The organism is Ruegeria sp. C2, assembly GCF_056537765.1.
The window spans coordinates 278,380-292,440 of the sequence record NZ_JBQFRZ010000003.1 but is presented as its reverse complement, the minus strand read 5'-3'; the positions used below and the strand labels follow the sequence as shown (position 1 = coordinate 292,440).

The following is a 14,061-nucleotide window of genomic DNA, read 5'->3' as shown; positions in this document are numbered from 1 at the left end:
TCCCTCGTGTTCTTGGCTCTGACGTCGGCCTGCGCTCAAACTCCTGAATTAACGCAGGTTTCCATGTCCTTTGCCGACGGATCGACAGGCTCCGGTGCAATAAACCCTTCGACAACATTGATCCGAAGTGGGTTTGGACAACGCGTTCGCGCTGCAGTTCAAAACAGCCCTGCTCTGGCGCAGAGCGCATCACGGATGGGAATTGCAGAAGCCAATCGTGATGCCGCGAGAGGTGAATTTCTACCCCAGGTTTCACTGGGGCTCAATGCGCGTTCGGAACGAACGTATTCGGATCGGGAAGACCTCACCCCTTACGTGCGTGTATCACAGCTTGTCTATGACGGCGGAGCTGCCGCCAATTCGCTTACTGCCGCACGCGCGCGCGTGCTGGAAAGCCGTGGCGATCAACTGCAAACCGCTGCGGCGACTGCTCTGTCTGCGATAGAGGCATATGTCGTGGTTTTGGATCGCCGCAAAATCTATGACATATCGCAGCGCAATGTTGAGGTTCACCAAGAAATTGAGCAACAAATTTCTGAACGGGTGAACAGCGGCGTTGGATCTCGGGCCGATATTCTTATAGCACAATCTCGCGCCGCAGATGCGCGAACACGTTTTGCTGATGCAAGAACAAGGGTGGATCGTGCTGAGGCCCGGTTTCAGGAAGTGTTCGGAATACCTGCGGGAACTCTTCCTCCCGCAGTTCCTGCTCCTGAACTCAGTCGCAGCGACGAGCAGATCGTGCTTGATAGCCCTCAGATTAGACGTGCAGATGCCGCGTTGGTTGCTGCTCGTGCCGAGTGGGCTGCGGCTCAGGCCAGGCGTAAACCGGATGTGCGCCTCACCGCTTTTGCCAATCACGATGATTTCTCGGATACGGATTTCGGCGTCGATTTGTCGGTTAACTACGAACTCGACAGCACTGGTCAACGCCGTGCCGCAATCGCCGCAGCGCAGGAACAGGTCAAGCAGGTCGAGGCCGAGCGTGAGGTTTTGATCCGCGAAATCGGGCGTGAACTTGGGTTTATACGATCGGATCAGAAAGCGGGCGCGGATCGCTTGCGAGAAGCCCGGCTGGCGATGCAGGCCAATGCCGAAAGCGTCACTGCCGCCCGCGCACAATTTACCATCGGTCGACGCAGCCTGATCGAAATTCTGGACGCTCAACGGGACTACGTGAATGCGCAGGAAAGGTTAATCCTGGCGGAACAGAGTTACTTTCTGACCAATTACGCCGTTCTAAACCTGACCGGTGACATTCTTGATTTGCTCGAATTGAGTTTCACGAATTGGAACGGGACACCATGAGTTTTCAGGACAGCCCTATTACTGCGTTGGAAGCGTGTTTGCTGAATGTCGCCGTAACGCTCGATCGACCTGTGACGCTCGCATCAATACATGCTGCGCAATCAGGAAAGAGCGGTAATCTGACGATCCGCGACGCCATCGCTGCCGCTCAGCGGGCCGGATTGCAGGTGGGTTTTGGTTCAATGAAGTTGCCTGATTTCGATACGACCCTCTTCCCCGCCATCCTCTTGTTGGAAAACGAGCGGGCAGTGGTCTATCATGGCCGGTCTGACAACGGTGACTTTCTGATATTCGATCCCGATTTGGATGAAGGGATTGGGGAAATCCCCGAAAGCGCTCTGAAAGACAGCTATACTGGTTACGCGTTGCTTTTTCGCAGAGCGTATCAGGATCGCGCGACAACGGGTCGGAACGTCCACGAAGGCCACTGGTTCTGGTCAGCGCTCGCCGCGAGCCGATGGACATATGCGCAGGTCGCGATGGCGGCTGCGTTGGCCAACATTCTCGGGTTATCTACTTCCGTTTTTATCATGGTCGTCTATGACCGCGTGCTGCCAAACGAAGCGACAGCATCCTTGGTGGCTTTGACCCTTGGTGTCGGCCTTGCGCTACTCTTCGATTTCTTACTGAAGATACTGCGTGCAGGATTTATTGATCGCGCGGGTGAGCGGGCGGATCTGGCGATGGGTCGACGCATTTTCGATCAGTTGATCAACATCGGCATGGCTGGGAAATCGGGGTCAACCGGTGCTACGAGCAATACCGTACGCGAATTTGAGACCCTTCGTGAATTTTTCACCTCGGCAACTCTGGTCGCTGTTGTCGACCTTCCCTTCATCGCTCTTTTTCTTTTTACGATCTATTTGGTTGGGGGGTCACTGGCGTTGATTCCTGCCTTGGCGATTCCAGTCGTCCTACTGACCGGTCTTGCGATACAACCGATGCTGTCCCGGTTGGCTGAGCAAAGCTTTTCGGATGGCCAATCAAAACAATCTGTTCTGGTTGAAGCCCTGACAGGCCTTGAAACGATCAAGACCACAGGAGCCTCGCGGTTGATGCGATCTCGATGGGAAGAGGCGATCAAACGGCAATCGAACCACGGATCACGCACCAGGGCGATTACACAATTCGCACTGAACCTGACCGGTTTTACGCAACAGGCGGCACAAGTCTTGGTCGTCTTCTATGGTGTATTTCTTATTACCGATGGGCAGACGAGCATGGGCGCGCTTGTCGCATCGGTGATGTTGACCGGGCGTGCTCTGGCACCGTTGGGGCAATTGGCTCAGACCTTGACGCGTGTTAATCAGGCGCGAAGCGCCTATCGCAATCTCGACACTTTGATGAATGTCGAAAGCGAAAGACCCAATGGACGCCAATGGATAAGTCGTCCCGAATTCAAAGGCCGAATTTCGTTCAACAATGTTTATTTTGCTTATCCAGACCAAGTGGATGACGCTTTGAATGGGGTATCATTTACCATTGAGCCAGGTGAGAAAGTTGCCATTCTCGGCCAAATCGGCTCAGGCAAAAGCACCATCACACGATTGATGTTGGGGCTTTATCGTCCTCGGGTGGGTTCGGTGACGCTGGATGGGTTGGACATCCGTCAGATTGATCCGGGCGATCTACGTCGCAATGTCGGGTCGGTATTGCAGGATGTCTGGCTGTTTTCAGGCACCGTCCGAGAGAACATCGCGAGTGGCGGGCTTCGGGTTCGGGATGAAGACTTGATCAGAGCGGGTCTGTTGGCTGGGGTTGAGGATTTTATCTCGCGGCATCCGCACGGATATGACCTGCGCGTGGCTGAACGTGGCGAAGGTTTGTCGGGCGGTCAGCGACAAGCAATTGCTTTGGCCCGGGCACTTGTTGGACGGCCGCCGGTTCTGCTGCTGGACGAACCCACCAGCGCGATGGACATCAAATCCGAAGCCGAGATCATACGGCGTCTGAAATCAGCCACACAGCAGGAAACGGTAGTTGTTGTCACCCATCGTTCGAGCCTGCTCGAACTTGTCGATCGGGTGATTGTAATCGAAAATGGGAAGGTTGGCATCGACGGGCCCAAAAGCCTGCTTACGCAACACGTGCGTAAGACCGGGAGGCATTTGAATGTCGCGACATCCTGAGCTTGAAACTCTTGCCCGCGAAATGCGTGGGCGCACATCGCTTCGGGGTTCGCTGCTGCTGATCATGATTTCCGTTTGCATGATCAGTGCGTTTAATTGGGCCTATTTCACGGAACTTGACGATGTGGTGCGCGCCGACGGTAGGATTGTGCCCTCGGGTGACGTGCAGGTGATTGAAGCCACCGAGGCAGGCGTATTGCGGGCTTTGCATGTACGAGAAGGCCTGCTGGTTGATGCGGGCACCTTGCTGATGGAACTCGACACAAACCAGATTGCGCGCGAGTTGAGCCAAGAACAACAACGCGTCTATGGCTTGATGGCACGGGCCCAGCGGCTGCAAGCTGAAATCGATGAGACAGACCTGATATTCAATGGTGAGTTGCTGAGTGGTGCTCCCGGCGTCGTTCGTTCTGAGACGGCGCTGTATCAGGGTCGACAAGCCGAACTGGCGGCTGAAATTGCCATTCTTCATAAGCAGCGCGAACAAAGACAACGCGAATACGAAGAGGGGCTGGTCGATCAGGTGACAGCGGTCGAAACATTGAACGTTCTGGCGGAAGAACGCGCATTGATGGTGCCATTGGTAGAGCAACGTATGGAGCCCATCACGACTCTGTTGGCTTTACGACGCAGTGAGGCGGAGTGGAAGGGGCGCAAGGTTCGTGCGGAAGCTGTAATCAGCAGATTGAAAATCGGCCTTGATGAGGTTGATGACAAAGTCCGCGCCACCCGCAACCGGTTCCGCAGTGCGGCCTTGACCGACTTGGCGCTGGTGACCGCAGAATTGGCTGCATTGCAACCCGCCCTACCCGCTTTGCGCGACCGCGTGTCGCGTGCGCAGATACGCGCGCCCATGCGGGGGGTCGTGAACCGCATCCATCGCACGACCATAGGCGGTCTGGCGCGCAGCGGTGAGGAATTGATCGAGCTTGTTCCGTTGGATGATCGATTGCTGGTTGAGGCTTTTGTCAAACCTGGCGATATCGCCTTTTTGCATCCGGGCCAGCCGGTAAAGATCAAGATCACAGCCTACGATTTTTCGCGCTATGGAAGCCTGGATGGTGAAATTGTCCGCATCGGGGCCGACACGATTACGCGCTCAGAGCGCAATGACGAAGAGGTTTTTGTGGTCGAGATCCAGACCACAGGTACCATGCTGGATTCGGGTGGCTTGGCTGTTGAGATCATCCCTGGAATGATTGCAGAGGTTGATATCTTGTCAGGTAGGAAAACGGTGTTTGATTACCTCATCCAACCGGTTCTGAAGGTAAAAGATCAGGCTTTGCGTGAATAGCTTGGCCTGGTTCGGCGCCGCCTCAAACTGGTGCCGCAGTGTTCAATGCCAGCTTACATCGCCGAGGAAGATATAACCCGCGCCGTATATTGTTTTGATAAGGCGTGGTTTTTTAGGGTCTTCGCCCAGCTTTGTCCGCAAGCGAGAGATACGGACATCCATCGCGCGATCAAAACTGTCACCAGCACCTCCACCCAACATCTCCTGCATCCGCGCACGGCTGATTAGGCGCTTGGGGCTTTCTAGAAACAGACGCAGCACTTCGCCTTCGGCATGGCTGAACGGTGTTTCGATACCGTCGACGTCAATCAGAACATATCGGTCGAACTGGGCTGTCCAACCATTGAATTCGGCCACATCCGAGCTTTGAACCGCAGGGCCAGACGACCGCAGACGGGCACGGATACGGGCAACCACTTCGGCGGGGTCAAAGGGTTTTGTGATGTAGTCATCGGCACCAAGCTCAAGTCCGGTGACACGATCCTGCACTTGCGCCCGGCCGGAGATGATGATCACCGCTGCACCTTGCTCCAGCGCCAGTCGATGCACCAACGCCAAGCCGTCAGTATCGGGCAGCGATAGATCCACAAGGCAGACATCCGGGGTGACACGTTTGAGCGAGGCTTCAAATTCGCGGGCCCTGGCAAAGCTTTGGGTGCGAAACCCGGCCTCTTCCAGAGCATCGGTCAGAATACGCCGAATTTCGGGCTCATCATCAAGGATAGTGACCAAAGGATTTGTCATCTATGCGGCCTCAGTGCGGATCAGCGCCGACAATTGCGCCTGAGTAAACGGTTTGCGCAGGACGGGCGCACGGGTCAATGCCTGATTGTGCAGCGGATCGGAATGAGGCAGGGATGTCATCATGATACAGGGCAGCGTACCGTTGATCTGGTCCACAAGATCGATGCCAGTCCCCTCGCCCTCCAAACGGATGTCGGTCACAACCAGCGAGATGTCATCAATCTCTGCCGTCAACTCAAGCGCTTCATCAGCCGAACTTGCCTCGATAACCGAGCAACCCAACTCGACCAGCATGTCGCGAAACTGGTCACGCAGGTCATCGTTATCCTCAACCAGCAGGACAAGACCCGATCTCGCCGGCGGCGCAGGACGGTAGGGCAAGCGCATTACCACCGATGCCCCGGATGGAGTGTTGCGCAGACTCAGATCTCCTCCGGCAAGTTTTACAGTGTCGTAGACCATGGGCAGACCCAACCCCGAGCCATCGCTTCCCTTCGTCGTAAAAAACGGATTCAGCGCCTTGTCGAGCGCCTCTGGCGAAAACCCAGGGCCTGTGTCCGAGACCGTGACCTCGGCCCAGATCATTCCGATCGCGTGGGCACTGATGGTTATTTGTCCCGAGCTGCCACAGGCGTCACGGGCATTGAGAACCAGGTTCAGCAAAGCGTCCTGCACCATCCCTGGATCAAGCATCAAAGGCTCGTCAGGCAAAGTGTTCACGACAGACAAACCCATACCGCGCGGCAGTGATGGAGTCGCCAGAACCCGTAAATCCTCAAGCAGCCCGCGCATATCCGTGGCCTTGGGCTGTGGCGTTCGGTTGCCGGTCATGTCGGCGATACGGTTCAGCAATTGGCCACCACGGCGCGCCGTCGATTGAGTAGCCGCCACAAGTTTATCGGCCTCTTCTGGCAGCTCCATTTTGGCCAGTCGAGACTGCATCCCCAGGATAATGGTCAGAAGGTTTGAGAAGTCATGGGCCAACCCGCTTGTCATTTGCGCAGCCATGGCGCGGCGACGGGTCTGCTGCAGGGCGACGCGTGCCTGTGTTTCTTCGGTGATATCCACCGACATGACATAAACACCGCCGACCTGATCTGGTGTAAAGGACACGCGAATGCGCCGGGCATCCTGATCCTCGGTGAATTCAAACACCGATGGTTGCCCGCCATAGGCCTGCTCCAGGTGCGGTTTGACCCGGTCATAGGCCGCCTTGCCTAGAGCCTGAGATATATGGAGCCCCAGAATCTCTGACGGGCGACCCGGCATGACCGAACTGAGACGGCGGTTGGAATAGTCATACTGCCTGTTGGCATCGAGATGCGCGATATGCGCAGGCATCATCTCGGTCGTCATCCGCGTTCGGGCTTCGATCTCTGTCAACTGGCGTTTGGCCTCTTCCAACGCGGTGATGGTGGCAGCAAGTTTGCGGTTGGTGGCCGAAAGCTCTTCGGCGTGGCTCAGCAACTGCCCTGACAGTTCTTCGGACCGGGCGCGCAACAGATCCTCGACCTGTCGGGTTCGGGTGATGTCTGTATAAACGGCCACCCAGCCACCATTTGGCAGTGGTGCACCTTCGATGGAGATCACCTGACCATTGGGGCGAACACGCTCCATGTAATGAGGCTCAAAGGCCAGGGCCTGCGCGACACGGCTTTCGACCATATCCTCAACAGCGCCATCCGCGCCATATTCCCCGCGGCTGGCAAGAAAATGGATAGTGTCGCGGAACAATGCCCCCGGCTGGACGAGTTCTTCCGGCAGGTCAAACATCTCTTGAAAACGCAGATTGCTGAGCACGAGACGGAGCTTGCTGTCGTAGATCGACAGCGCCTGGCCGATGAGGTTCAAGCCAGAAGTGGTCATCGCCTTAATGCGCTGTTCGGTAATCTCCAATTCCGTCCTCCCCTGCGCCTATGGGTAACACCAGTTCGGGCGCAGGTGTAGGGCCTTGTCTAACCGTGTAGCGGTTGGTTGTTCGCAGCGCGATAGGCCTGCACATATCCTCGCGCGACCGAGCGGACTGCAGTTCCAATCTGTGAATAGGCTTCGTCCGGAAGATTGGCGAAAGAGACGCGGGCTGACCAGCTTGGGGCGTCAAACCCGCTGCCATTCAACAGGACGATGCCGTAGTCCTCGGCCAGTTTGAAGGCGATATCGAGCGGGTGGATATTCTTCTTGATCCAGGTGACCACATCCTCACCCACATACTTTCGCAGCCAGAATTCGAAGTCGATGATGCCGTAGTATGCATCATAGTGCTCGCCCGCCTGAACCTCGACCCCCAACGCCTCGGTCAGCAGTTTGAACCTGCGGTGGACCAGCTCCATGCAGGCGGTCTGATAGGCTTTTTTGGTATCTACGAGTTCACACAGTGAAAACAGCGTCATCATCACCTGTTGCGGTAGCGATAGTCCCGCCGTGTGGTTCAGCGCCACATCCCGGCTGTCGGCCACTAACCGGTCGATAAAGCGGATATCGCGCGGTGTCAGGCTGAGTGTGCCATAGCGCTTGTCCAACTTCTGTTTGATGTCTTCGGGATGCTCGGCGAGTTTCAGGTCAAATATGTTGTCTTGCGCGACGGCGATCACACCCAGACGCCAGCCGGTACAGCCGAAGTACTTTGAATAAGAGTAAACTCCGATCGTATTACGCGGCAGATGGCCCATCACCGAGGTAAAGTCATGTACGAACGTGCCATAGACATCGTCGGTCAGCACGATCAGGTCGGGTCGGTGGTTTTCAACCAGATCAGCCAACTTGCGTAGTGATGCGGTGCTGAGCGCCACCGAGGAAGGATTGCCCGGATTGACCAGAAAGAACGCCTTTACCTTGGGGTCTTTCAGCTTCTCCACCGCGGCATCGGTCAGCTGAAATCCGTCTTCCTCATCCGTTTCCACATGCACGGATTCGAGGGCGTAGTCCTCAAGCTCGGGCATCTCAAGATAAGGCGTGAAGATCGGAGTGCAGAGCGCGATGGTGTCACCCGGACTCAGCAGCCGGTTCGCTTTCAGCGTTTTGAAGATATAGCACATCGCTGCTGTTCCACCTTCAACCGCGAACAGGTCGAATTGCGCGTCGGGACGGTGACCCGCACACATCGCCCACATCAGGTATTCATGCGCGATGGCTGCGTTGTGTTTCAGGATACGGTCCGGGACAGGATAATTATCACCAATGATGGAATCCGTCAGTTCATGGACAAACTCATCCGCGTTGAACGCGAAGGCTGAAATGGCATGGGCCACAACTTCCAGCAGGATATCGACGCCTGGCATGTCGGCATTTGCCGCGGCCCAGTCCTGCAATCGGCCATGACAGCCCTTTATAGCAGGCATACCGCCTAACCCTGCCGGATGGTCCATCACGCGTTTGGACTCGGTCACTGCGAACTGACCCAACGCAAAGAAAGCCTCGCGCGGGCGGGTGGCAACCCAATTGGGGTTGCCGCGACCTGCGTTCAGAAAGGCGCTGTTGGCCTTGCGCGCCTCGGCCGAGGCCAGTTGGATCAGCTCATCCTTGATCTGAAACGGGCTGAGCGCTTCGTAATCGTGCAGCGTGAGTCTATCCATGGATCGAACCTTTCGAAATCAGCTTAGGATCAAAACAACGACCATTCCGAAAATGGTCAGCAATGTGTTGCCAATGGCATAGGGCATCCCATAGCCAAGCGCCGGGATGCGGCTTTGGGCAGCCTCCTGGATCATACCCAAGGCAGCCGTGGTCGTTCGTGCGCCAGCACAGGCGCCGAACAAGATAGCGGGGTGAAATTTGAACACGTAGTGCCCGACATAAACCGCAAAGATCATCGGTAGCGAAGTGGCAACGATCCCCCAAAGAAGCAACGCAATCCCCGCTTGTTGCAGCCCGGCGACAAAGCCCGGCCCTGCAGTAATCCCGATCACCGCTATGAAGACGTTCAGACCCAGCGTATTCATCAGCCATAGCGCAGGCCCCGGTATGCGGCCAAAGGTTGGGTGCACCGTCCGCAACCAACCCAGTACCAGACCGGCCAACAGCGCCCCTCCTGTAGTGGACAAGCTGATGGGAAATCCTCCCATCATGATCGCCAGCGTGCCGATCACACCGCCGATAAAAATACCCCAGCCGACAAAGGCCAGATCGGTGGTGTCGACAGGCCGATCAGCATAGCCGATCTCGGCGATGGCGGCCTCAACGTGGCGTTTGGCACCTTGAAGGGTCAGAATGTCCCCGCGATGGACCACGGTGCCCGGCAGCAGCGGTAGATCCAGCATGTTGCGGGTCAGCTTCGAAACATAGACACCGCGTGCAATCGACATTTTGCTGAGCTGTTCGAGGGTCTTGTTGTGGACCTCCTTACTGGTGATCAACACGTCCAGTTTTTCGGACGGGATGCTTAACAGATCGGGAGCGTCAGCCTCTTTCAGATTGGTTTCCAGCAGGGTCACAAGATCGGCACGACGACCCGAGAACATGACGACATCTCCCGCCTCAAGCACAGTATTGTCGTCTACTTCGATCACCTGATCGCCGCGACGTAGTCGTTCGGCATAAATGCGTACACCCGGCATCAGATCCTTGACCGGCTGGCCCAGCAGGTCGCTACCCGCAGGAATTTCAAACGCCCGCGCTTCGATAGCGCGATAGGCCGAGACGATGCCTTCACCGGTTTCCACCGATGCACCGCCACCCAGCTTGGCCTCGTATTCCTTACAGGCGGCGGGCAGATCAACGCCGATCAGGCGCGGCCCGATCTTGGCCAGAATTATGGCCGAACCGATAGTGCCATAGATATAGGTGACCGCATACGCGACTGGGATCTGGTTGGCATAGGTCTTGGCCTGCTCGGCCGAGAGGCCCAATTGGCCAATCTGATCGGTCGCAACCCCGATCGCCGCCGAGATCGTCTGCGAGCCAGCATAAAGTCCCGCGGCATACCCCAATTCCAGCCCTGCCACCTTCGCAGCTATGACAGGAATCACCAGACAGAGAGCAAGGACACTGAGCGCAAAGAAAACCTCGCGCGCGCCGTCTACCTTCAGGCCGCGCATGAACTGAGGTCCGACACCGTAACCCACAGCAAAGATAAACAGAATGAAGAAGGTCGATTTGACCGCTGAGTCGATGTCGATATGCGCCTGCCCGATCACCACCGCCGCCAGCAAGGTTGCAGTCACGGTGCCCAGACTGAACCCCATCAGCTTCCATGGGCCGACAAGGAAACCGATACCGATGGATAGAAATACCGCCAGTTCAGGATAGGTCTGAAGAATATTCACCAGCCAATCGAGCATACTTCACCTCACAATATCAGGTTCGGCAAAAGCCGGACGTGACAAAGATGGACCTCGGCACAATTCGCCAAAAATTCAGATCGGTCCGCAAACGTCCGACTAGTTGTCCGGCACGGGTGTGCCAGCGCGAGATTCTATGCGGTTACGATACTGTAAGTGCTCAGCATGTCTAGGTTTTTTAGAAACAGGTCGCGTCAGGCCTCCATCAGCTCGCGCCATCGGTGGCAGAGAACCAAGTGGGTGGCGTCTTCATGTTCAAGCTGCGGCTCTTTCTGGCGGCAGATATCAATCGCATGAGGGCAGCGTGTGTTGAACTTGCACCCGGTCGGAGGGTTCGTAGGAGACGGTATTTCGCCCTCCAGCTTCTGCGCCTTGCCCTTCTCATCGGGATCAAGCGAGGGGATCGCCGAGAACAGAGCCTTTGTGTAGGGATGGCGCGGGGCTTCGAACAGCTGGCGTGTGGGGGCGCTTTCGACAATGCGGCCCAGATACATCACAGCGACATGATCGCAAGTATGGGCTACGACGCTCAAATCGTGGCTGATGAACATGAATGTCAGGCCCAGCTCTTCCTGCAGGCTTTTTAGCAGGTTCAGAATATCGGCCTGAATTGAGACATCGAGCGCGGCGACGGATTCGTCTGCCACAACGAAACTCGGCCCCGACACCAGAGCACGCGCGATTGATATGCGCTGCCGCTGACCCCCGGAAAACGCATGTGGGAAGCGACGCAGATGCTCAAGGTTCAACCGGCATTTTGCAGCGATCTCGCGCACCCGGGCGTCGGTTTCGTCGCGTGTTTTGGTCAGGCCCATGACTTCAAGCGGCTCGGCAATGATATCGCGCACGGTCATACGTGGGCTGAGTGCCGCATAAGGGTCTTGAAAGATCAGTTGCGCGCGGCGGCGATACTCTTTCAGGTCAGCGGGTTTCATCTCGGCGAGGTCGTATTGCACTTCACCATCGTCATAGGTGGCGTGGCCACCCGTGATGGGAACGGCATTCAGCAGGGCGCGTCCCAGCGTTGTCTTGCCGGAACCCGATTCCCCAACGACGCCAAAGAACGTCCCTTTGGGAATATCGAGCGTGATGTGGTCGACGGCCTTGAGGATCCTCTTATTGAAAATCTTACCGCCGATCTGGAACCCGACCGAAAGGTCCTGAGTGCTGATAAGGGGTTTATCGCTCATGCGGCGGATCCTTCAGTGCAGAGATGGCAGGCGGCGCGGTGGTCGGGACCGACATCGCTCCAATGTGGGACCTGGTTTTTGCAGATGTCGCCGATAATCTTACCGCAGCGCGTGTGGAATACGCAGCCGTCGGGCCGCTCAAGCGGCGACGGGATATCGCCAGGAACGGGCTTGAGCGGCTTGTCGAGGTCGTCCAGCTGAGGCAGCGCGTCAATCAGACCCTGAGTATAGGGGTGGGTCGGCGCATGGATCACCTCGCGCACCGGACCCTGTTCGATGATGCGGCCTAGATACATCACGGCCACCTTGTCGGCGGTCTGGGCGACGACGCCCAGGTCGTGAGTGATGAAGATGATCCCCATCCCAAACTCAGAAACCAGATCTTTCATCAGGTCGATGACCTGTGCCTGAATGGTGACGTCCAAAGCGGTCGTTGGCTCATCTGCAATCAGCAGCTTGGGCTTAGTCGACAACGCCATGGCGATCATCGCGCGTTGGCGCATCCCCCCGGACAGCTCAAAGGCGAACTGTCCGAACCGCGTTGCAGCGTCCGAGATGCCGACACGGTCCAGCATCTCGATCGAAAGCTCTTTGGCCTGCTTTTTGTTCATATCCGTGTGGATCAACAATTGCTCGACCATCTGGCTGCCGATGGTCATGGCAGGTGCAAAACTGGCCATCGGTTCCTGAAAGATCATGCTGATGGCGCCGCCGCGCACAACCTCCATGTCACGCGGGCGTTTCAGGGACATTACATCCACCGGACCCGTCTCAAGATGCAGGTTAATCTTGGTCTCAGGCGCATAGACGGTGTTGTTGGCATTCAGCTTCATCAGTGATTTCGCTGTCACCGACTTGCCTGATCCACTTTCACCGACCAGCCCCATCACCTCGCCGGGGGCAAGTGAAAAGGATACGTTGTCTACAGCGGTGATCAGACCCTCATCCGTTTTGAATTGAACGGTGAGGTTTTCAACATCGAGCAGGCTCATTTCTTGGACTCCGAATAGGGGTCCGCTGCATCGCGCAACCCGTCGCCTACAAACACAAATGCCATCACCAGTGCGATGAAGAAAAATACCGGGATGAAATACCACTGATAGTTCAGCAATACGTCGGCACTGGTCACATTCTGCAGCATCACGCCCAGACTGTTGACCGGGTCCTTCAGGCCGAGGCCGATAAAGCTGAGAGCGGTTTCGCTGAGCACCACATAAGGGAACGTGATCACCAGATCGACGATGATATAGCTGGTGAAACTGGGTAGCAGGTGTTTGCGGATGATGTGACTGGGTGACGCTCCGCTGAGTTGCGCGGCCAAGACGTATTCCTGATTGCGTTCAGTCAACAGATGCGTACGCACGCGGCGGGCTAACGTGGGCCAGCCAACTAGGCCCAGAATGGCTGTAATCACGAAAAATCGCGTCTCTGCCGACCACTCTGGCGGGATAAAGGCGGCGATGGCCATGAACAGTGGGATCGAGGGGATGGTACGCACGGCATCCGTGATCATCTGGATCAAACTGTCGATCATGCCACCGTAATACCCGGCGACCCCTCCGATCGCGAGGGCCAGAACAAATGAGATCAGTACCCCCAATGTCCCGACCTGAAGCGATGTCCAAACCGCATGCAGAGTGCGGCTGAAAATATCCTTACCGGCAGCATCGGTGCCAAACAGGTGGACATAGCCGGTGTCCGTGCCAAACAAGTGGATGTCACCGGGGATGAAGCCAAACAGTTTGTAAGGGTCCCCCTTTACGAAGAACTGGACGTAACGCCGCTCGTCTTCGTTGACCTTCTCCACCCAGCGGAAATTCGTCGCCAAAGAACGTTCACGCGTCACCTCATGCAAAAACGGGCGCAATGAACAGCCGTTCTTGTCGCAGAATTGCGGAATCTGCGGCGCGCCGTTCAAATAATCTTTATCACGCCCTGCGGCGGTGGGATCGTAAGGCGACAGAAATGGTGCAAAGATCCCAGACAAGATCAACACCATCAGCACCGTGGCGGCAATCATGGCCGAGCGTTGTTTCTTGAACCGCGCCCAGATCAGCTGTCGTTGAGATGCGGTGAAATAGGCTTCTTTTGCCTGTTGTTTTGTCATCGCAGTCATCGGC

Annotated in this window: 10 protein-coding genes; 3 read left to right on the top strand and 7 right to left on the bottom strand. The window is 56.4% G+C overall.

Annotated features, from left to right (window positions below; translation table 11 throughout):
* Positions 1-63 precede the first annotated feature (63 nt).
* From ACR0IV_RS13590 to ACR0IV_RS13580, 3 genes are read left to right on the top strand one after another with little or no spacing between them, the layout of a single operon-like run.
* Positions 64-1,308 (top strand): TolC family protein, encoded by a 1,245-nt coding sequence (locus ACR0IV_RS13590; RefSeq protein ID WP_480561562.1) that lies wholly within the window; start codon positions 64-66, stop codon positions 1,306-1,308.
* Entirely contained in the window at positions 1,305-3,437 is a 2,133-nt protein-coding gene (locus ACR0IV_RS13585; protein ID WP_480658700.1) for a type I secretion system permease/ATPase, read from the top strand. The genes ACR0IV_RS13590 and ACR0IV_RS13585 overlap by 4 nt, the downstream gene beginning before the upstream one ends.
* Positions 3,421-4,731 carry an HlyD family type I secretion periplasmic adaptor subunit gene (locus ACR0IV_RS13580; protein WP_480658702.1) on the top strand — a complete coding sequence of 437 codons (1,311 nt, stop codon included), beginning with the start codon at positions 3,421-3,423 and terminating at the stop codon, positions 4,729-4,731. Before ACR0IV_RS13585 ends, ACR0IV_RS13580 begins: the two co-directional genes overlap by 17 nt.
* Before the next feature lie 42 nt (positions 4,732-4,773).
* On the opposite strand, the gene ACR0IV_RS13575 is transcribed toward ACR0IV_RS13580, so the two are convergent.
* The 7 genes from ACR0IV_RS13575 to ACR0IV_RS13545 form a co-directional block, all read right to left on the bottom strand.
* Positions 4,774-5,475: a response regulator transcription factor gene (locus tag ACR0IV_RS13575; protein ID WP_480658704.1), complete on the bottom strand. Its 702-nt coding sequence runs from the start codon at positions 5,473-5,475 to the stop codon at positions 4,774-4,776.
* Complete coding sequence (locus tag ACR0IV_RS13570) at positions 5,476-7,341, bottom strand: PAS-domain containing protein (protein WP_480659005.1); 1,866 nt, start codon at positions 7,339-7,341, stop codon at positions 5,476-5,478.
* 89 nt (positions 7,342-7,430) lie between these two features.
* Positions 7,431-9,047: a bifunctional aspartate transaminase/aspartate 4-decarboxylase gene (locus ACR0IV_RS13565; RefSeq protein ID WP_480658705.1), complete on the bottom strand. Its 1,617-nt coding sequence runs from the start codon at positions 9,045-9,047 to the stop codon at positions 7,431-7,433.
* Between the two features lie 18 nt (positions 9,048-9,065).
* The gene (gene aspT / locus ACR0IV_RS13560) at positions 9,066-10,751 is read right to left on the bottom strand and encodes an aspartate-alanine antiporter (protein ID WP_480472725.1); all 1,686 of its coding nucleotides are present in this window, start codon (positions 10,749-10,751) and stop codon (positions 9,066-9,068) included.
* A 194-nt stretch (positions 10,752-10,945) separates the two neighbouring features.
* Positions 10,946-11,941, bottom strand: coding sequence for an ABC transporter ATP-binding protein (locus tag ACR0IV_RS13555; RefSeq protein WP_480658706.1), 996 nt, complete (start codon positions 11,939-11,941; stop codon positions 10,946-10,948).
* The gene (locus ACR0IV_RS13550) at positions 11,938-12,933 is read right to left on the bottom strand and encodes an ABC transporter ATP-binding protein (protein ID WP_480658707.1); all 996 of its coding nucleotides are present in this window, start codon (positions 12,931-12,933) and stop codon (positions 11,938-11,940) included. Before ACR0IV_RS13550 ends, ACR0IV_RS13555 begins: the two co-directional genes overlap by 4 nt.
* A complete protein-coding gene (locus tag ACR0IV_RS13545) occupies positions 12,930-14,057 on the bottom strand; it encodes an ABC transporter permease (protein WP_480658708.1) in 1,128 nt (375 codons plus the stop codon). The genes ACR0IV_RS13550 and ACR0IV_RS13545 overlap by 4 nt, the downstream gene beginning before the upstream one ends.
* Between the last annotated feature and the right edge of the window lie 4 nt (positions 14,058-14,061).

Coding starts and splice junctions, on each gene's coding strand:
- ACR0IV_RS13590 (WP_480561562.1), top strand. CDS start 64: ATGTCCTTTGCCGACGGATCGACAGGCTCCGGTGCAATAAACCCTTCG.
- ACR0IV_RS13585 (WP_480658700.1), top strand. CDS start 1,305: ATGAGTTTTCAGGACAGCCCTATTACTGCGTTGGAAGCGTGTTTGCTG.
- ACR0IV_RS13575 (WP_480658704.1), bottom strand. CDS start 5,475: ATGACAAATCCTTTGGTCACTATCCTTGATGATGAGCCCGAAATTCGG.
- ACR0IV_RS13565 (WP_480658705.1), bottom strand. CDS start 9,047: ATGGATAGACTCACGCTGCACGATTACGAAGCGCTCAGCCCGTTTCAG.
- ACR0IV_RS13550 (WP_480658707.1), bottom strand. CDS start 12,933: ATGAGCCTGCTCGATGTTGAAAACCTCACCGTTCAATTCAAAACGGAT.
- ACR0IV_RS13570 (WP_480659005.1), bottom strand. CDS start 7,341: ATGACCACTTCTGGCTTGAACCTCATCGGCCAGGCGCTGTCGATCTAC.
- ACR0IV_RS13545 (WP_480658708.1), bottom strand. CDS start 14,057: ATGACTGCGATGACAAAACAACAGGCAAAAGAAGCCTATTTCACCGCA.
- ACR0IV_RS13580 (WP_480658702.1), top strand. CDS start 3,421: ATGTCGCGACATCCTGAGCTTGAAACTCTTGCCCGCGAAATGCGTGGG.
- aspT (WP_480472725.1), bottom strand. CDS start 10,751: ATGCTCGATTGGCTGGTGAATATTCTTCAGACCTATCCTGAACTGGCG.
- ACR0IV_RS13555 (WP_480658706.1), bottom strand. CDS start 11,941: ATGAGCGATAAACCCCTTATCAGCACTCAGGACCTTTCGGTCGGGTTC.